The 20,006-nt window shown below is 42.1% G+C and carries 16 protein-coding genes; 11 read left to right on the top strand and 5 right to left on the bottom strand.

The genetic code is table 11. The features are described from left to right. Positions 1 to 91 precede the first annotated feature (91 nt). The 5 genes from hydF to H8706_RS01395 all read left to right on the top strand — a co-directional run bounded on the left by hydF (position 92) and on the right by H8706_RS01395 (position 8,239). On the top strand, positions 92 to 1,294 hold the full coding sequence (gene hydF / locus H8706_RS01415; RefSeq protein WP_178348486.1) for a [FeFe] hydrogenase H-cluster maturation GTPase HydF: 1,203 nt from the start codon (positions 92 to 94) through the stop codon (positions 1,292 to 1,294). A 326-nt stretch (positions 1,295 to 1,620) separates the two neighbouring features. Then, the gene (gene smc / locus H8706_RS01410) at positions 1,621 to 5,148 is read left to right on the top strand and encodes a chromosome segregation protein SMC (RefSeq protein WP_449421269.1); all 3,528 of its coding nucleotides are present in this window, start codon (positions 1,621 to 1,623) and stop codon (positions 5,146 to 5,148) included. Then, on the top strand, positions 5,141 to 6,052 hold the full coding sequence (gene ftsY / locus H8706_RS01405) for a signal recognition particle-docking protein FtsY (RefSeq protein ID WP_178348484.1): 912 nt from the start codon (positions 5,141 to 5,143) through the stop codon (positions 6,050 to 6,052). The genes smc and ftsY overlap by 8 nt, the downstream gene beginning before the upstream one ends. Positions 6,053 to 6,067: 15 nt before the next feature. After that, entirely contained in the window at positions 6,068 to 6,526 is a 459-nt protein-coding gene (locus H8706_RS01400; protein WP_178348483.1) for a C-GCAxxG-C-C family protein, read from the top strand. A gap of 21 nt (positions 6,527 to 6,547) precedes the next feature. After that, positions 6,548 to 8,239, top strand: a complete 1,692-nt coding sequence (locus H8706_RS01395; protein WP_262431204.1) for a stalk domain-containing protein — start codon at positions 6,548 to 6,550, stop codon at positions 8,237 to 8,239. 322 nt (positions 8,240 to 8,561) lie between these two features. Here the strand turns inward: H8706_RS01395 and uvrA are convergent, their stop codons facing one another. After that, on the bottom strand, positions 8,562 to 11,375 hold the full coding sequence (uvrA, locus tag H8706_RS01390) for an excinuclease ABC subunit UvrA (RefSeq protein ID WP_262431203.1): 2,814 nt from the start codon (positions 11,373 to 11,375) through the stop codon (positions 8,562 to 8,564). A 25-nt stretch (positions 11,376 to 11,400) separates the two neighbouring features. Next, entirely contained in the window at positions 11,401 to 13,362 is a 1,962-nt protein-coding gene (gene uvrB, locus H8706_RS01385) for an excinuclease ABC subunit UvrB (protein WP_262431202.1), read from the bottom strand. A 169-nt stretch (positions 13,363 to 13,531) separates the two neighbouring features. On the opposite strand from uvrB, the gene murC reads away from it, so the two are divergent. Then, positions 13,532 to 14,875, top strand: a complete 1,344-nt coding sequence (murC, locus tag H8706_RS01380; protein WP_262431201.1) for a UDP-N-acetylmuramate--L-alanine ligase — start codon at positions 13,532 to 13,534, stop codon at positions 14,873 to 14,875. A gap of 62 nt (positions 14,876 to 14,937) precedes the next feature. Here murC and H8706_RS01375 read toward each other — a convergent pair whose 3' ends face one another. From H8706_RS01375 to H8706_RS01365, 3 genes are all read right to left on the bottom strand, one after another. Next, positions 14,938 to 15,621 (bottom strand): response regulator transcription factor, encoded by a 684-nt coding sequence (locus H8706_RS01375; protein WP_262431200.1) that lies wholly within the window; start codon positions 15,619 to 15,621, stop codon positions 14,938 to 14,940. Positions 15,622 to 15,643: 22 nt separating this feature from the next. Next, positions 15,644 to 16,156 (bottom strand): sensor histidine kinase, encoded by a 513-nt coding sequence (locus tag H8706_RS01370; protein ID WP_262431199.1) that lies wholly within the window; start codon positions 16,154 to 16,156, stop codon positions 15,644 to 15,646. A gap of 79 nt (positions 16,157 to 16,235) precedes the next feature. Continuing rightward, positions 16,236 to 17,054: a hypothetical protein gene (locus tag H8706_RS01365; protein WP_262431198.1), complete on the bottom strand. Its 819-nt coding sequence runs from the start codon at positions 17,052 to 17,054 to the stop codon at positions 16,236 to 16,238. 310 nt (positions 17,055 to 17,364) lie between these two features. Here H8706_RS01365 and H8706_RS01360 point away from each other — a divergent pair, with 310 nt between their 5' ends. The 5 genes from H8706_RS01360 to H8706_RS01340 are packed head-to-tail and all read left to right on the top strand — an operon-like array spanning position 17,365 to position 19,994. Beyond that, the gene (locus H8706_RS01360) at positions 17,365 to 17,583 is read left to right on the top strand and encodes a hypothetical protein (RefSeq protein WP_262431197.1); all 219 of its coding nucleotides are present in this window, start codon (positions 17,365 to 17,367) and stop codon (positions 17,581 to 17,583) included. Further along, positions 17,573 to 18,178, top strand: a complete 606-nt coding sequence (locus H8706_RS01355; RefSeq protein WP_262431196.1) for a hypothetical protein — start codon at positions 17,573 to 17,575, stop codon at positions 18,176 to 18,178. Before H8706_RS01360 ends, H8706_RS01355 begins: the two co-directional genes overlap by 11 nt. After that, positions 18,159 to 18,500 (top strand): S-layer homology domain-containing protein, encoded by a 342-nt coding sequence (locus H8706_RS01350; RefSeq protein WP_262431195.1) that lies wholly within the window; start codon positions 18,159 to 18,161, stop codon positions 18,498 to 18,500. Before H8706_RS01355 ends, H8706_RS01350 begins: the two co-directional genes overlap by 20 nt. Further along, positions 18,479 to 19,153 carry an S-layer homology domain-containing protein gene (locus H8706_RS01345; protein WP_262431194.1) on the top strand — a complete coding sequence of 225 codons (675 nt, stop codon included), beginning with the start codon at positions 18,479 to 18,481 and terminating at the stop codon, positions 19,151 to 19,153. The genes H8706_RS01350 and H8706_RS01345 overlap by 22 nt, the downstream gene beginning before the upstream one ends. Continuing rightward, positions 19,134 to 19,994: a hypothetical protein gene (locus H8706_RS01340; RefSeq protein WP_262431193.1), complete on the top strand. Its 861-nt coding sequence runs from the start codon at positions 19,134 to 19,136 to the stop codon at positions 19,992 to 19,994. The genes H8706_RS01345 and H8706_RS01340 overlap by 20 nt, the downstream gene beginning before the upstream one ends. Positions 19,995 to 20,006: the final 12 nt, after the last annotated feature.

Raw genomic sequence — 20,006 nt, 5'->3', positions numbered from 1 at the left:
TTGAGGCGAACGGATAACAAATATCAAACGGTATAATTTTATCCTTGCCGCAAATCACGGTGAGGATTTTTTAATTTAAGAGGTGATTTTTATGGCAGATTTAAACTCAACGCCGAGTGCAAACAGAATACAAATCGCTTTTTTCGGAAAGCGAAACAGCGGAAAATCGTCGCTTATAAATGCACTTGCAAATCAGGAAATTTCAATCGTAAGCGATGTTTTGGGCACGACGACCGATCCCGTTCATAAGGCGCTTGAAATTTTTCCTATAGGTCCCTGCACGCTCATCGACACCGCGGGTTTTGACGATGTGGGCGAGCTTGGAAAACTGCGCATTGAAAAGACGAAAAAGGTGCTTGCAAAAGCTGATATTGCGCTTGTTGTGATAAGCGCGGACGAAACCGATTTTGCGTCTTATTCGGAATGGTTTGACGAAATCAAGGCTAAAAAGGTGAACTGCCTTTGTGTTATAAATAAGTCGGATTTATGCGCCGATACTGCAAAAATTGAGAGTATGCTCAAAGAAAAAGATGTTGATTTTGTAAAAATAAGCGCGCAGAAACGTGAAAATCTTCCGCTTTTGTTTGAAAAAATAATTAAGATTTCGCCGAAAGATTTTGATGAAATAACAATCACGGGAAATCTCGTAAACGAGGGCGACAGCGTTTTGCTTGTTGCACCGCAGGATATTGAGGCGCCCAAAGGAAGGCTGATTCTTCCGCAGGTGCAGACAATCCGCGAGCTTTTGGACAAAAAAGCTGTTGTAACCGTTGTTACCGCCGAGAAAATGCAATCGGCGCTGGACGCGTTAAAAAAAGCGCCGAATCTGATAATCTGCGACTCGCAGGCATTTAAACAAGTTTACGATTTAGCGCCGAAAGAGAGCGTTTTAACCTCGTTTTCCATACTTTTTGCAAATTATAAAGGCGATATTGAGGAATTTAAAAAAGGCGCGTCGGCGATTGACAAGCTTAACGAAAATTCGCGCGTTCTTATTGCGGAGGCCTGCTCACACACGACGCTTGACGGCGATATTGCCAAGGTGAAAATTCCCAAAATGCTCCGAAAAAAAGCGGGCGAGTCACTCGAAATTGACTTTTGCTCGGGCGTTAATTTTAATCTTGATAAAAAATATGACCTTGTTATCCATTGCGGCGGCTGTATGTTCAACAGAAGTCACATTTTGAGCAGAATTGCAATGTGCAAAGAAAAAAATATTCCCATCACAAATTTCGGAATAACCATTGCAAAACTAACCGGAATACTTGATATGGTGGAATTGCATAACAGGTAATACGAAATATTACATAAATTTCAAGCAATATTTTGTGCAATATTAACTAAAATGCAAATTGATGTAGAATTTTTGCACAGTGTATGCTACAATATATTTGTATATTTTTTATACATTGGAAATTTGTTTATCATAATCAAATTCCACTCCATCTTTTTTGCCTCTTGCCCGGATTTGCAAGAGGTATTTTTTTTACAAAATAAAGTTGAAAAAAATTACGTTGTGTGGTATAATTACCGTATTATGCGTATAGTTTAACATTTATAAAAATTTTATTGTTGATTTACATAAAAGGTGTGTGTTGAGTGTATTTAAAAGGGATTTGTATGCAGGGGTTTAAATCCTTTGCGGATAAAATTGAATTGGAATTCGGCAAGGGTATTACAGCCATTGTCGGGCCGAACGGCAGCGGAAAAAGCAATGTTTCCGACGCTATCCGCTGGGTTATGGGCGAACAGAGCGCCAAAAGCCTGCGCGGCAGCAAGATGGAGGACGTTATCTTTTCGGGTACGCAAAACCGCAAACCGCTCGGATTTGCCGAGGTTTCGATTATTTTGGACAACAGCGACAGAAAGCTTAAAATAGATTTTGACACCGTTACCGTCACAAGGCGCGTTCACCGCAGCGGTGAGGGTGAATATTTCATAAACAAATCGCCGTGCCGTCTTAAGGATATTTACGAGCTTTTTATGGACACCGGTATCGGCAGAGAGGGTTATTCGGTTGTAGGGCAGGGCAAAATCGACGAAATTCTTTCGTCAAAATCCGAGGACAGACGTCATATTTTTGAGGAGGCAGCCGGCATAAGCAAGTATAAATACCGCAAAAATGAGGCGGAGAAAAAACTTGCGCAAACCGAAGAAAACCTTTTGCGAATTAAAGATATTGTTTCCGAGCTTGCGTCACAGGTCGGCCCTCTTAAAAATCAGAGCGAAAAGGCTAAAAAATTTCTTGACCTGCGCGAGGTTTTGAAAGTTTTGGAGATAAATATTGCCATTGTAAACATTGAAAAGTTCCGCGAAAATGCAAAAAAATGCGAAAACGACCTTAAAATTGCGGTGTCACAGCTTGAGGACTCGCGTAAAAAACAGAGTGAAATTGATGGCGAAATCGAGCGTTTCACTGCCCTTTCGCAGAGCAAAAACGAGGAAATTTCAAAAATCAACGAGCAAAAATATGAACTTGAAAAGAGCGAGGGCGGGTTTTTAAATAAAATTGAGCTTTTAAAAAGCGAAATTGCGCATAATAACGAGAATATAAACCGATTGAAGAATGAAAATGACGCGCTTTGTGAAAAAATTAAAAATCTGGACGATGAAAATTCACAGAAAAAACTTGAGCTTGAAAATGCAAATGCGGAAATAGAAAAACTCACTGCGGAAATTGACGCGCTCACAAAAGATGATGAAACGCTTAATTCGTCGCTCGGCGAGAGTTTGGCGAATATCGAGAGTCAAAAAGCGGATATTATCGAACTTTTAAACGAAAATACAAATCTTTCTGCAAACAGCGACGGTCTTGATGCACTGCAGCGAAATTTTGCCGACAGAAAAGAGAATATAAAGAACGAAATTTCAGCGAATAACGACGCACTTAAAATGTGTGCAGACCAGCTTGAAAAGTGCGTTTCGGAGCTTGCGGAAAACGAAAAGGCACGCGCCGAGTGTAAAAACGGACTTGACGGACTGAAAAAAGAATATTTTAAAATTACGGGTGAAAACAACGCGCTCAAAACGGAGCAAAACGCCGTTACGTCCGAATATAACGCAAAAAATTCAAAGCGCCGTGCGCTGGAGGATTTGGAAAAGTCGCTCGAGGGATATTCAAAGGGTGTTAAGGAAATTATAAATTCAAAGCAAAACGGCATTTGCGGTGTCGTTTCAAAGCTTCTCACCGTTGACGAAAAATACGTTGTAGCGCTTGAAACTGCGCTTGGGCGCGCTATGCAAAATATTGTTACCGATAACGAAGAAACCGCAAAAAAATGCGTTGAAATGCTTAAAAAATCGCACGGCGGACGCGCGACGTTCCTGCCTCTTACGTCGGTTAAAGGCGAGATTATGAAAAATGCGCCGAAAAATGAAAACGGTTACATCGGCATTGCATCGGAGCTTATAGAATACGACGAAAAATACCGCGGAATTTTTACGTATCTTCTCGGCAGAACTGTTTTTGCCGACAACATTGACTCGGGAATTGCAATTTCAAAAAAATACGGCTATAAATTCAAGGTTGTTACACTCGACGGTCAGGTTTTGAACGCGGGCGGTTCAATCACGGGCGGAAGTGCGGACAGCCGTTTGGGACTTATCAGCCGTGCGAAGAATATTGAACAGCTTAAAACCGAAACCGACGCACTGGCGAAAAAGATTGACAAAAACGACAGCGCGATTGCAAAAAACGAGCAGAAAATACGCGAAATTGCCGTCAAAAAAGAAGAATTTGACACCAAAAGTGCAAGCTTCGAGCACAACATTGTACGCCTTAATGCGGAAAAATCGCATCTTGACGAAAACATAAAAAATCTCAACGAAAAAATTCGTCTTTTGGGCGGTGAGAGCGGAGATATTAACGAACAGCTTTCCGCGCTCGATAAAAACAAAGCCGAGTTTGCGTTGAAAATATCGGCAAACGACGAAAAAATTACTCAAATCCGCGCTAATATCACCGCGGACGAGGACAAGCTTTCCGCGCTCAAAGAAAAATGCGAGAATGTGAAAAACGACCTTTCGGTTAAAAGACTTAAACAAAACGGAAAAATCAAGGATTTGGAATTTATCAACGCAAATATCGGCGAATACGGCGCACGGCGCAGTGAATATGAGACGAAAATTGCGGAAAATAATGAAATTTCGGCATCTCACGCACAGAAAAACGCCGACTTAAACAACGAAATTTCCGAAATTGAAAAATCGGTAAGCGGTACGCGTGAAATTTTTGATGAATTCGCAAAAAAACTCGAAATTATTAAAGGCGAGTCGGAAAAAATTCTTGCCGACATTAGAAACGCAAATCAATCGTCCAAAGAAAACCAGGAGGTTGTTTTGGTGCTCGCACAGGAGGCTGCACGGTGCGAAAACAAGGTTTCAAAGGCGGAAAGCGACATTGAAAGCGTTATAAACAAGCTTTGGGACGACTACGAAATTACATATTCCGACGCACAAAGCTACAAAAAAGAGCTTGAAAGTTTTTCTGAGGCTCAGCGTGAGGCGGCGTCGATTAAAAAGCAGATTAAGGAACTCGGGAACATAAATATCGACGCGATTGAGGAATACAAAGCCGTGTCGGAAAGATATGAATTTTTGACAAATCAGGAAAATGACTTAAACGACGCGAAGAAAAATCTTACCGATATTATCGACAATATGCAGGGGATTATGAAAGAAAAATTCACCTCGGCGTTTTGTGCCATCGGTGAGGAATTTAAGAAAGTTTTCGCCGAGCTTTTCGGCGGAGGTATCGCAAAAATTTATCTTGCCGACGAGTGCGACGTTTTAACCAGCGGTATTGAAATCGAGGTCCAGCCCCCGGGTAAAAAGCTTCAGAATTTAACGCTTTTATCGGGCGGTGAACGCGCATTTTCGGCTATTGCTCTGCTTTTTGCGGTGCTTAAAACTGCACCGACGCCGTTTTGTCTTTTGGACGAGGTTGAGGCGGCACTCGACGAGGCAAACGTTTATAAATTTGCAAATTATGCAAAAAAATTCACATCCGATACGCAGTTTTTGATTGTTACGCACAGACGCGGAACAATGGAAACCGCCGACATTTTATACGGAGTAACAATGCAGGAAAAGGGCGTATCAAAGCTATTAAAACTCAATTTTGACGATTTGGAGGAAAATGATGTTTAACATTTTTAAAGAAAAGCTGAAAAAAGGCTTGGAAAAGACAAAAACTTCTTTCGGCGACAAGCTCGACAGTGTGCTGAAAGTTTTCAAAAAAATTGACGACGATTTGTACGACGAACTTGAAGAGGCGCTTATTATGGCTGATGCCGGCGTCGAAACGTCGATGTATATTATTGACGAATTAAAGAAAAAAGTTAAGGAAAATCACCTTACTGAGGCGGACGAGGTGCGAGGTGCGATTAAAGAAATTATCGCGGACATTTTGAGCGAAAACGATAACGAAGTAAAACTTTCGGGTTCGCCGGCGGTGGTTATGGTTATCGGCGTTAACGGCGTCGGAAAAACCACTTCAATCGGCAAAATGGCAAGTCTTTTCAAATCGGAGGGTAAAAAAGTTATTCTCGGCGCGGGCGATACTTTCCGTGCGGCGGCGGTTGACCAGCTACAGGTTTGGGCGGAAAGAGTGGGGGTTGACATCATCAAACACCAAGAGGGCGCAGACCCCGGCGCGGTTATGTTCGATTCAATCAGTGCGGCAAAGGCGCGCGGTGCGGACGTTTTGATTTTCGATACCGCCGGCAGACTTCACAACAAGAAAAATCTTATGGACGAGCTAAAAAAAATATACAAAATTATTGAACGAGAACTTCCGAATTCGTCCAAGGAAGTGCTTTTGGTGCTGGACGCTACGACGGGACAAAATGCGCTTTCACAGGCGAAACTGTTCGGCGAGGCTGCAGACATCACGGGTATTGTTTTAACAAAACTTGACGGAACAGCGAAAGGCGGAATTGTTATAGCAATCGGTCACGAACAGAAAATCGGCGTTAAATTTATCGGTGTCGGCGAGGGTGTTGACGATTTGCAGAAGTTTAACGCACAGGATTTTGCGGACGCACTGTTTTGATTGGAGGATAATAAAATGACAGATCACGTAAAAAAGGCAAGAGAATTATTTTTGGACGGCTACAACTGTTCACAGGCGGTTTTGGGCGCGTTCTGCGACGAAATCGGTATGGATTTTAACACCGCGATGAAGCTTTCGTCGTCGTTCGGCGGAGGTATGGGCAGAATGAGAGAGGTTTGCGGTGCGTGCTCGGCTATGTTTATGATTGCCGGCATTATTTACGGTTACGACGACTCGAAAGACGATAAGAAAAAGGCAGCGCACTATGCGCTTGTGCAAAAACTTGCGTCCGATTTTAAGGAGCAAAACGGTACAATTATTTGCCGTGAGCTTTTGAAAAATATTAAAACCGATATGTCGGCAAACCCGACAAAAAGGGATAACGAGTTTTACAAAAAGCGACCGTGTTTAAAGTTTGTCGAGGACGCGGCAAGCATTATTGAAGGTCTTTTGAACCGAGAAAAAGCTATGTAACAAAGGAGATTGTGGATTGTAATGAAAAAACTAATTTCACTTTTAATATGTTTGTCAATTATTTTAACCTGTACAGGTGCGTTTGCGTTCGCGTTTCCGAGCGTTGACTGGGGTGCGCTTTTGGCGGAAAAAGAACGAATGGTAAACGAAACGGATTTTGAACTTTACATTCAGGGTGATGTTTCAAATTTGCCGTATTTCGGCGCGCGGTTAGAGCCTAAAGACGGCGCATATCTCGGTATGATTGCCGAAACAAGTGGAAATTTTTGGCCGCTCGGAAGTTATCTCACATACATTGACGCTATGAATCAGCCCGATTTTTACTATCCGGCGAATGAGATTATCAAAGCCAACGACTCGGCGGTTATGGTCGGTTGGACAATAAACAGTCTTGACGAGGTTAACTATGACACAATCCGTTCGGTGTTAAACACGCTTGCAAGTTACAACAAGCCTATGTTTATACGTTTTGCAAACGAGATGAACGTTTCCTCGCTCGGCGACGATCCCGAACGGTACATTGAGATTTTCCGAAATGTTGCAAATATGGTGCACGAATACGACAACTTTGCGGTTGTGTGGTCACCCAACGACCTCGGTGCGCTCGACCGTCCGTTTGAGTTTTTCTATCCCGGCGATGAATATGTCGACTGGATTGGCGTAAGTATGTATATGATAAAATATTTCCAGGGAAAAACCGATACATCGTACAAAGACAGCGTTTATTTTATGACGGGCGACTATGCGTGGGCAACAAACAGAATAAAACCGATTATGGATTTTATGGCGAAAAACGGAATAAATAAGCCCGTTATGATAAGCGAGGGCGGAGTGCCGACAAATACAAATCACGATACCGACCTTGAAGCTTGGGGCGCCCCGAGAATGAGGGATATGCTCTGGAATTTGGTTATGAAATATCCGCAGATTAAGATGATTAACTATTTCAACAATCACCGCGCGAACGAGGCGGAAAGATACGACATTAACGATTATCAGTATGCGTCTGATATTTTTGCCGAGGTTAAAACAAGCGGACTTTACAAAACGGGTGTTAACGCGCAGTCCGATTTTGCGCTTATCCCGGCAAACAGCGGTGAAATTATAGATGTTGCCGTAAACAGTACGCTTTACACGCTTGCACACGTTCCGAATAAGCCTGATATTGCGGTGAATTACGCGATTGACGGCGAGTGGAAGCATTCGTCTGACAAAATTCCTTATAAATTCAGTTTTTCAAATATTGATATTCACTCCGTTTCTGACGGTCAGCACACTTTGAAAATTTGGACGGAGGATTTAATAAAGGAATACGTTTTTTATAAGCACGGCACAAAAATACGTTTCGGTGCTGATTTCGAACCTGAAATTAAGGTTGTGATTGACGGGGAAACGCTTGAAACCGACCAAGCGCCGATTATCGTAACCGACAGAACGCTTGTTCCTATGCGTGCTATTTTTGAAAAGCTGGGCGCAAGTGTTGACTGGAATGAGTCTGCACAGGCGGTTACGGCGGTGAAAGGCGAAAGAGAAATTTCGCTCGCAATCGGCGGTGACGTTATGCGCATTGATGGCGAGGCGAAAACACTTGACGTGCCTGCGATGTTATACAATGAAAGAACACTTGTCCCCGTGCGCGCAGTGTCGGAGGCGCTCAACTGCAATGTTAACTGGATTGGCGAAGAAAACACGGTTGCAATTACAACAAAATAAATTCGCATATAAAAAATGCACCGGAATTAGCCGCTCCTCAATAAGAAAGCATTGGTTTTGAAGCCGTATTTTAAATTCATACTGTGTCAAAAACCTGCCATATGCGTCAGCATAATGGCAGGTTTTATTTTTTGTCTGAATTGTAAAATCCGATATTCAAAACTGCTCTGCACCTTAAAAATAAGATTTTTTGATGAATTTCAAGGCAAAAAAGCGAGTAATCCTGACGGATTGCGAGCTTTTTTAACGCAGAAAGACGCGAAAAATATATTTTTAAGGCAATACTGTCTTATCGAGAAGTGGCTTTTAGGGCATTTTTATATTATTTTTTAAGATATTTCTTCAAATATTTTCCCGTAAACGATTTTTCGCATTTTGCAACTTCTTCGGGAGTTCCCGTGCAAACGATTGTTCCGCCCATATCTCCGCCCTCGGGTCCGAGGTCGATAATATGGTCGGCGGTTTTGATGATGTCAAGATTATGCTCAATGACAACAACCGTGTTGCCCGTGTCAACGAGCGTGTTCAAAACGTCTATAAGCCTGTGAACGTCCGCAGTGTGAAGTCCTGTTGTCGGTTCGTCGAGTATATAAATAGTTTTACCGGTGCTTCGTCTGCTTAATTCGGTTGCAAGCTTAACCCTCTGCGCCTCACCGCCCGAAAGGGTGGTGGACGGCTGACCGATTTTGATATATCCCAAGCCTACGTCATAGAGCGTTTGCAGTTTTCGCTTGATTTTTGGGAGATTTTTGAAAAATTCCAACCCCTCCTCAACCGTCATTTCCAAAACCTCGTAGATGTTTTTGTCTTTGTATTTAACTTCAAGCGTTTCACGGTTGTAGCGTTTGCCCTTGCACACCTCGCACGGAACGTAAACGTCTGGCAGAAAGTTCATTTCAATTTTAAGTATGCCGTCGCCCGAGCAAGCCTCACAGCGTCCTCCGCTTATGTTAAAGCTGAAGCGTCCCGACTTGTAACCGCGGATTTTCGCCTCGTTTGTGCTTGCGAAAAGGTCACGAATATCAGTAAAAACGCCCGTGTAGGTAGCAGGGTTTGAACGCGGTGTCCTGCCGATTGGCGACTGGTCGATATTTATAACCTTGTCAAGATTTTCAATTCCCTCAATTTTTTTGAAATTCGTCGCTTTTTTCTTTGAGCCGTTCAAAACGGCGGAAAGTTTTTTGTATAAAATTTCGTTTACAAGCGACGATTTACCGCTTCCCGAAACACCCGTTACAGCAACAAATTTGCCGAGCGGAAACGTCACGTCGATATTTTTAAGATTGTTTTGCGACGCGCCGTAAACGGTTAAAAATTTTCCGTTTCCATCGCGCCTTTTGCTCGGTACTTCGATTTTTTTCGCGCCTGAAAGATAAAGTCCCGTTTCACTGCGCTTTGATTTCATAATTTCATCAACAGTGCCCTGTGCCACAACCTCACCGCCGTGAACGCCTGCGCCGGGGCCGATGTCTACGATATAATCCGCGGCAAACATTGTGTCCTCGTCGTGTTCGACAACAATAAGCGTGTTGCCGAGGTCGCGCAGATTTTTAAGCGTTGCCAGAAGCTTGTCGTTGTCGCGCTGATGAAGTCCAATGCTCGGCTCGTCGAGTATATATAAAACGCCCGTAAGCCCCGAGCCTATCTGTGTTGCAAGGCGTATTCTCTGCGCCTCACCGCCCGAGAGAGTGCCTGCCGAGCGCGCAAGCGTGAGGTAGCCGAGTCCGACATTTACCAAAAATCCGAGACGCGCGTTTATTTCTTTCAACACCTGATTTGCAATGAGTTTTTCGGTGTCGGTAAGTTCGATTTCTTCAAAAAACTTTTTAGCGTCGCGCACTGACATTTTTGTGACGTCTGATATGCTTTTGCCGTTTATCGTAACCGCCAAAACCTCTTTTTTCAGTCTTTCGCCGTGACAGTCGGGGCAGGTGATACTGCTCATATAATTTTCGTATTCCGCGCGCATATACGACGAAAAACTTTCTTTATATCTGCGCTCAATGCACTTCATAACGCCCTCAAACGGCTGTTCAATGTTGTATTTGTAAAAATATGAAATAGGCTCGCCGTTTGTGCCGTACATAAGAATGTTATAATGCTCGTCCGAAAGCTCGTTTATCGGAGTATCGAGCGAAAAACCGTATTTTTTTGCAAGTCCCGAAAGCTGTGCGTGTGCAATGGTGCCGGGGTCTTTGACATTCCAGCCCATAGCCTTTATTGCACCCTCGCGGAGCGACAGCGATTTGTCGGGAATAATCAAATCCTCGTCAAATTCAGTTAAATTTCCAAGTCCCGAACAAGTCGGACACGCACCGAACGGGGAGTTGAACGAAAACATACGCGGTGACATTTCCTCAATGCTGATACCGCAGTCGGGGCAGGCGTAGTTTTGGCTGAAAAGCATTTCCTCACCGCCGATTATCTCAACGATAACAAGTCCGTTTCCAAGCTTTAATGCAGTTTCGAGCGAGTCGGCAAGACGTGCGCTGATACCGTCTTTTAATGCAATTCTGTCAACGACAATTTCAATGGAATGGCGCTTTGTTTTTTCAAGTTTGATTTCCTCGTATAAATCGTACGTCACACCGTCTGCGCGGACGCGGACGTATCCGCTCTTTTTTGCGCTTTCAAAAACTTTCTGATGTTCGCCTTTTTTAGCCCTTACAACAGGGGCAAGAATTTGCAGTTTTGTGCCGTTTTCAAAGCTTAAAATTTTGTCGATTATTTCGTCAACCGTCTGCTGTTTTATAACTTTTTTGCACTTCGGGCAGTGCGGAACTCCTATTCGTGAGTAAATAAGACGGAGATAATCGTAAACTTCGGTAACCGTGCCGACAGTCGAACGCGGATTTTTGCTTGTTGTTTTCTGGTCGATTGAAATCGCCGGCGACAGACCCTCAATATAGTCAACGTCGGGCTTGTCCATCTGACCCAAAAACTGGCGCGCATATGATGACAGCGACTCTATATAACGTCTTTGTCCCTCGGCGTAAATTGTGTCAAACGCGAGCGACGATTTTCCGCTTCCCGAAAGTCCCGTGAACACCACAAACTTGTCGCGCGGAATGGTTATGTCTATATTTTTGAGGTTGTGCTGACGCGCACCCTTTATGATTATTGAATTTTTTGCCATTTTTTCACCTTCTGTAGTGCTGATTTTAAAAAGCTTTCTTTTTGAGTTTTTCTATTTCGTCGCGGTATTTTGCCGCTTTTTCAAATTCAAGATTTTTAGCCGCCGCCTGCATAAGTGCGGTGAGTGCGGTGATTTTTTCCTCTTTGGAAACAGGTTTGCGCTCCGTTTCGGCTTTCTTCGTGCTTTCCTGCGTGACAGTCTGAATAACGGCGCGAATATTCTTTTTAATGCTTTTCGGCGTAATGTTGTGGTCTTTGTTGTATTTTGCCTGAATTTCGCGGCGTCTGTTCGTTTCGTCGATTGCGGCTTTCATTGAACGCGTTACTGTGTCGGCATACATAATAACTCTGCCTTCACTGTTTCGCGCCGCCCTGCCGATTGTCTGAACGAGTGAGGTTTCACTTCGCAAAAATCCTTCTTTGTCGGCGTCGAGAATTGCAACGAGCGCCGTTTCGGGAATGTCCAAGCCCTCACGGAGAAGGTTAATTCCCACAAGCACGTCAAACACGCCGAGGCGCAAATCGCGCACGATTTCCATTCTTTCTATTGTGTCAATGTCTGAATGTAAGTATCTTACCTTAATTCCCGCATCTTTTAAATAATCGGTGAGGCTTTCCGCCATTTTTTTGGTTAACGTCGTCACAAGCACGCGTTGGCCTTTTTTCGTAACCTCGTGAATTTCGCTTATAAGGTCGTCAATCTGACCGCTTATCGGACGTACGATAACTTCGGGGTCTAAAAGTCCGGTCGGGCGGATAACTTGTTCGCATATGTTTTCGGAATGTTCCTTTTCATAGTCCGCCGGCGTTGCCGATACGAAAATCACCTGATTTATCATACCCTCAAATTCTTTAAAATTTAAAGGCCGGTTGTCATATGCCGACGGCAGACGAAAACCGTATTCAACAAGCGTGTCTTTGCGCGCCCTGTCGCCTGCATACATCGCGCGCACCTGAGGAACGGTGACGTGCGATTCGTCTATAACAAGCAGAAAATCGTCGGGAAAATAGTCCATAAGCGTGTAAGGGCGCGTTCCGGGCGCACGTCCGCTGATATGGCGCGAATAGTTTTCAATTCCCTGGCAAAAACCGACCTCCTGCATCATTTCAAGGTCGTAATTTGTACGCTGAAGAAGCCTTTGCATTTCAAGAATTTTGTCGTGTTCCTTAAAATATGCCGCGCGCTCGTTTAATTCGTCGCCGATTGTGACAATGGCGCGTTTCATTTTTTCCGCGGTTGTAGCATAGTGCGACGCAGGAAAAATTGCGACATATGAGCGGAAATTGAGTATTTCGCCCGTAACGGTGTCGATTTCGCAAATTCTGTCAACTTCGTCGCCGAAAAATTCAATTCGGAGCGCTTTTTCATTTGAACTTGCGGGGAAAACCTCGACAATATCACCGTGCACACGGAATGTTCCGCGCGAAAAATCAATGTCGTTGCGCGTATACTGAATGTCAACAAGCTTTTTCAAAAATTCGTTTCTGTCCAAAGTGTTGCCGACGCGCACCGAAACAATAAGATTTTTGTAATCGTCCGGGTCGCCCAAGCCGTATATACACGAAACACTGGCAACGATTATAACGTCGCGCCTCTCAAAAAGTGACGCGGTCGCACTGTGGCGGAGCTTGTCTATCTCGTCGTTTATCGAAGAATCTTTTTCTATATATGTGTCACTGGACGGAATATAAGCCTCGGGCTGATAATAATCATAGTACGAAACAAAATATTCAACCGCATTTTCGGGAAAAAATTCCTTAAACTCACTGCAAAGCTGTGCGGCAAGAATTTTGTTGTGCGCCAAAACAAGGGTAGGTTTGTTGACGTTTTTTATAACATTCGCTATTGTAAACGTCTTTCCGCTTCCTGTAACGCCGAGGAGTGTCTGACCTTTATCTCCGCGCTTTATTCCTTTTGTGAGGGAGTCGATTGCCTTTATCTGGTCGCCCATAGGTTTGTAATCCGACACAAGTTTAAAATCGGGCATATTCATCACCTTTATACACTATTATACTATTCTATTATATACTCATTTTAAAAAAATTTCAACAAATTTTAAATAATGTATTTTATTTTTATAAAAAATGTTGTATAATATATGTAATTGGAAAATTTTGAGGGTATTTTGTTAAGTGAAGGGATAGGGTTTTGAAATTATGAAGGAGAATTATATACATTTTATCGGTATCGGCGGAATAAGTATGAGCTCGCTTGCGCATATTCTTTTGCACAGCGGAAAAAAGGTGTCAGGCTCGGATACGGCAAAAACTCACCTTACAGACGAACTTGAGGCGCTCGGTGCAAAAATTTCAATAGGGCAGAGGGCGGAGAATATCACAAACCCCGATTTGGTGGTTTATACCGCGGCAATTTCGGACGACAACGAGGAACTTTGCGCGGCGCGGAACAAGGGGATAAGATGCATTGAAAGGGCGTATCTTTTGGGCGAAATTATGAAACGCTACGGTATGCCGATTGCGGTTTCGGGCACTCACGGAAAGACCACAACAACGTCAATGCTGGCCCACGTTTTGCTTTCGGCAGATGCAGACCCGACCGTTACGGTGGGCGGTGAGCTTGACGCTATCGGCGGAAATCTTCGACTTGGAAACAGCAAATATTTTCTCACCGAAGCGTGCGAATATCACCGCAGTTTTTTAAGATTTTTCCCAAAAATGGGCATAATACTAAACGTTGACGCGGACCATCTCGATTATTTTAAAGATATTGACGAAATAAAAGAAACGTTCTGCGATTTTGCGCGTCTTTTGCCGGACGACGGCTGTCTTATAGTGTCGCACGACAACAAAAATGCGCTTGAAACCGCGAAATGTGCGAAATGCAAGGTTGTAACCTTCGGAATAAACGGCGGAGATGTTACCGCGCAGAACATAAAATATGACAACTACGCGCGTTATGAATTTGACGTTTGCGTAAACGGAAAAACAATCGAACACATTAAACTGAACGTTTGCGGTGAGCACAACGTTTTGAATGCGCTCGCGGCATTTGCGGCAGGATACGAACTCGGCTTTGGCACAGACAAAATCAAAAAAGGACTTGAATTGTTCGGCGGTACGCACAGGAGATTTGAATTAAAAGGTGAGAAAAACGGATTTACGGTTGTTGACGATTATGCACATCACCCAACCGAAATTGAAGCAACTTTAACAACCGCGAAAATAGGCAAAAAAGGCGATGTGTGGTGCGTTTTTCAGCCTCACACATATTCACGCACAAAGGCGCTTTTAAACGATTTTGCAAGGGCGCTTTCGATTGTGGATAAGGTTATTGTAACCGATATTTATGCCGCGCGCGAGAAGGACACCGGCATTGTTTCTGCAAAAGATTTGGCAGACATCACCGACGGCGCGGTTTATATAAAGAAGTTTGAAGATATAGCCGATTATGTTCTGAAAAATGCAAAACCGGGCGACACGGTAATTACAATGGGTGCCGGCACCGTTTGGAAAGTCGGCGATATAATATTGAATAAATAAGAAACGTGTAAAAAATAACGGCAGACTCATTATGAGGTGTCTGCCGTTGTTTTTATGCTATATTATTGTTTCAAATTGTTAAAAGTTTCAAAAAAGTTACATTTCTGTAAAAGTGACACGATTTTTTTAATTGACATATTGGAAAGCTTGTTTGAAATCCTTGTTACCATACTTCTTACGGTAACCTCCTCAACACATCGCTGCTTTGCTATATCCTTATATTTCATACCTTCGCACAGATGCTGCAAAAGCCCAAACTCGCTCTTTGAACAAGCCGATATAATCTGCATACACGCTATAAACTGCTTTTGCTGAATTTTAAGTTTAATCATTTCGTTTATTATAATCTTTTCAACATCGTTTGAAAGTGCGTTGGGCGAGATAGCGTTTTGAATTGCGGTTATGATTTCTACGATTGAATAATTTTTTGCGATGAAATCAACAAAACCTACCATATATGCGTCGGTTATTTTTTCGCTGTCAACATACATTGTGAGTGCTATAAGCTTTGTTGACGGAAGTACGTTTAATATTTTCTTTCCCGCTGCAATACCCGAAGTATCCGATTCCATTTGTATATCCATTAAAATTACATCCGGCTTTTTCTTTACTGCAATGTCATATGCCTCTTTTCCGCTTGACGCCGATGCGACAACTTCAATGTTGTGTTCATTTTTAAGCGTGTAACACAAGTAATTTCTTATTTCTTCCATATCATCAACAATCATAATTCTGATTTTATCCATAAAAATCTCCTCTTTTTAAAATTTATGTATCGTAGACATCGGGCAAAAGGATATAAAAGGTTGTTCCGACACCGGCTTTGCTTTTGAGAGATATGTTTCCGTGATGAAATTGCAAAATGCGCTTTGAAAAGGCAAGACCGACACCCCAATTTGATATTCGTGCCTTTGTGGTGTAAAATTCGTCGAATATGTGCCGCATTTGTATGCGCTTCATACCTATGCCGTTGTCGAAAATTGCAAGTACAATCCATTCATATTCCTGAATTATCGACACCGTAATATGACCGTCACTGCGCCCGGTTTCCTCTATTGCCTGAACGGCGTTCTGCATAATGTTATATATCGCTTCGGTAAGGTAGAACGAATCGGCATTTACAAACTCGGTTTTTGGTTTGTAATTGCATACAACCTTAATGTTATCCGGAATTGTGGACTTTTCAATAACCTCGTCCGCAATATCGCTCAAATAAATTTTTTCCGTCCAGAAATCGTGTATTCCCTTTCCTATGTTAAGCACTTTTATAAGTCTTTCCAAATAAGCGTCAATGTTTGCTTTCAGTTTGTTTGTAAGCTCGTCTTTTTTTGACCGTCCGCGGTTTGAATTTGCTCAAGCGCTAAGCTGTAGGAATACAAAACGTTTTTAAAACTGTGAACCGTTTGCAAAATCTGCCGATTGCCGCGTTTGATAATTTTTTCGGTAATTTTGTTGTAAAAAAACCCTCTTTGCGAATGATGTTAAATGATGATGAAATATAAAACAACATCAAAATAAGCACAAGAATCATACAGACGTAAACGAGGTAATCTTTGCTGAAAGTGTTTGTAATTCTTATGTTTATCAGTGCGGAATCAAGCTTGAAATACAACACTCGAAGAGAACTCATTTTGGTAATGAAAAGGTATATCGTGTCGGTTGCGATAAGATAGTACGCCACGCCGATAAGCTGGCGTTTTTTGTATATCGACGAAATGCTTCTGCACGCGTGATACAGATGGTAAAACGGAATGAGCAGATAAAAATATACCGCAAGATGAAAAACAAAATCTAAAATGCGCAGCAATAAAAGACCGTTTTGAAAATTTATGGCAAAAGCGTGTTGAAGCATTAAAACCCGTGGATCGTAAAAACAAGCGTAAACGACAGGAAACAAGAAGGTTACAAAAAGCGAATAAAGCTTGTTTCCTTTCGATTTTGTTTTTATATATGAATTTGCGAACAGCGACATTGTAAAGAGATAAACAGACATACAAATATTAAAAACACGAACAATGGTAAAGTAGTTAAGTCTGTTTTTCACAATGTTTGTAAACATATTTCTGTCAAAATTCTCGAAAATGTATCCCAATGCGTTGTAATTGCTTGTGATTGAAATAATGAAAAACAATGAAAAAATCATACCGATAAGTGACCAGAGCATAACGGTAAGAACCAAAACACGTTTGTTACAAAATCTTTTAACAAAGCAAAACACAGATAATGATATAAGAATAAGCATTATGTAGGTCAGTTATATATGCCCCCACATATGTGATATATCATTTCTATTATATCAAAATATTAGTGCAAAATCAACAATAAAATAAAAAAATATCTGTTTGAATTTATGCAACTAAATACGGTATTGTGATATGTTCAACAAAAATTTAGGCTTAAAATGTTTGAAAAAAAGCATATTGCACAAAAATCCCATTTATTCAATAATTAATGTGTAAAGGCTTTTAATTTTGAAGGGGGAAATAATTATGAAAAAGTTATTTGTTGTGTTTACGGTGCTGACAGTGCTTGCGGCGTGTTTCAGCTCTGCGTCTTATGCCGATGCGGCGGCAAACTATTTTGAACCGGTTTACAATGCGGATAATTGGACGGTAAACGCTTCGGAAAAATTTACGTTTGACAACACTGCAAAAAGCGTTATCACAAACGGTAAAGATATTAAAAAGGCAACATATAATGATAGCTGAATTTACAAATTCCGAGAACAAGGATGCGTCGGCTGCAGATTTGTTTATAAGGACTTACTATTCGGCTATTGACGTTGATTTGGAGGATTATACAAAATCCCTTACATCGGACGGCAGAAATGAATTGTGCGCCGAAATGGCGAACAAAATTACCGCCGATATGAGCATTGATTCGCTTAAAACGGAAATAAACGGATATATGGCGTATCTGCTTATAAATGAATATCCAAGCAGCTATGTGCTGACAGAATATGAAAAATATGTTTCGCTTTCGGAGTCGAATTATTATGAAGATTGGAAAAACTTCGACGCCGATACAAAACAGGAAATAGCCGAAAAAGTTTCGGGTGCAAAATCACCGGAAGATGTAAAGAAAAGTATAGAAAATGCGGTTATTCTAACTGCGCTTGACGCTACGGTTTGGAGTGGACAAAGAAATAAGCTTGAACATTATAAGAAAAATTTATCTCTTGATTTAACGGCTGCGGATAGCCTTGACGCGGAATATCAAAAGAATTTGTACGTTGAATTTAAGGATATGATTTCAAGCGCACGGGTAACGGACATATCACAGAATGTTTTTACCCGAAAGTAAAATTACACGCCAGGATATGGCAGTTATAGCGCACCGCGCAGGGAAATATGCAGGATTTGAATTTGATGAAAATGCGGCTTCATCTTTCGGGGACGGCGAAAATATAGCAGATTATGCAGCCAAGGCGGTATCTGAGCTTTACAAAGCTAAAATCGTAAACGGAAAGGATAACGGATTCTGTCCGTTGGATTATACAACCCGCGCCGAGGCGGCAGTTATAATAATAAGCCTTATCCGGCAGGGTATAACGAAAACATCGGCGGAAATGCCGGCGAAAATGGCGCAGGTGAAGCCTTCAAGGTGCTTTCTGCGCTGGGTATAGCAAATTCATACGGCAAATCGGGAACAATTACACGCGCCGAATTTACCGAGACGTCAATGCGTGCAATAGGATTGGGCGATATTCCGAAAGACGAAAGAAATCTGTTTCTTGACGTAGATGCCGATGCTTCATATTCAAAATATATAAATGCCGCATATGATTTAAATATTGTTTCCGGCAGCGACGGGCTTTTTAATCCGGATACGCCGATTACATACGCAGACGCTGTTGTTATCGCAGTAAAAATACTCGGCAGAAACGACGAGGCAAAGTCGCTCGGCGCATATCCGTACGGATATGAGAAGTCCGCAAGGCGTCACGGATTTTTTTCCGGTGTTGAATTTTTGGCGGAATATGATGATTATTTGTATATAAATTGTGACGATTACAACAATACCGCTCTGATAAATGCAGAGGATATTATAAGCTTTTACAACCTTACATATGAGTATAACGAAAACGGAAAGACAAAAACGAAAAAAATGTCGTCTGATGCGTCATTTATATACAACGGCAGACCTATTGCCGACAACGGCACAGCGCTTTACACTCCCGACAACGGATATCTTGTCTTGATTGACAACAATCAAAACGGGGCATATGACATTGCGGTTATAAAGGGAATAATATCCAATGATGAAAAAAGAGGATGATGTGAGTACATTAAGAAAAATATACGGATCGTGTGATCCTGCTTTGAGATTTAAATCCGAATCATACGGCGGAGGCTTCGGTGAAGAATTTTTCTGGAAAAAAACAGAGTCCACGGTGTTTATAATAAATAAAAGCGAATCGGAAGACAAACGAAAATATCGTGTTGCGTCAATGTATTATCCGTATGTAAACGATAAATATTATGCGCCCGAGGCATACAGAATTAACGACAGTTTTTACGCCGATGTTCTCGTTTCGGAGCTTTCGTCATCCGAAAACGATGTGGGTGACAAGACCTTATGGGTAGTTGAAGATATACGGCTCGTTTCGTCGGACGATGAAGATATGGTGTGCCTGTATGTTAATTCGGGTTCGGTAAAAAAGAAAATTCTTGTTTATGAGGATATATTTGCGGCACGCGCCATTGACTGCGGCGACATAATTCGCTGCGACTTGTATAATGATGAGGTCATCGGCGGCGGAATTGTTAAAACATATGACTGCAGCGAGGATAAAATTACCGAAGATGTTTCGCCGAATCCGATTGCACAATATTTTTTGAGAAAAAGCTTTGTATATGATAAAAAAGACGATATTCTTATGCTTTGCAGCACAGATAAAACAAGTGAAATTCCAAATGCGTCTGCCAATAGCTTCAAAGCGGCAAAATTAAAATCCGAAATTTACAGTATAAACAGGGACAACAAAGGAAAAGTTTCCGTAAAAAGCGTAAGTCAGGCAGATATTTTGACTTACTGCTCGTCGGGCGATAATTGCACAAAAATTTTAGGGTATTGGAAATATATGATTTTGCAGAAAGTTTTCATACTGAATTATTAACGAGGACGGTGT

It is taken from the genome of Qingrenia yutianensis, assembly GCF_014385105.1.
Taxonomy (GTDB): domain Bacteria; phylum Bacillota; class Clostridia; order UMGS1810; family UMGS1810; genus Qingrenia; species Qingrenia yutianensis.
The sequence above is the reverse complement of the archived record's forward strand: the minus strand, read 5'-3'. Positions and strand labels throughout refer to the sequence as shown.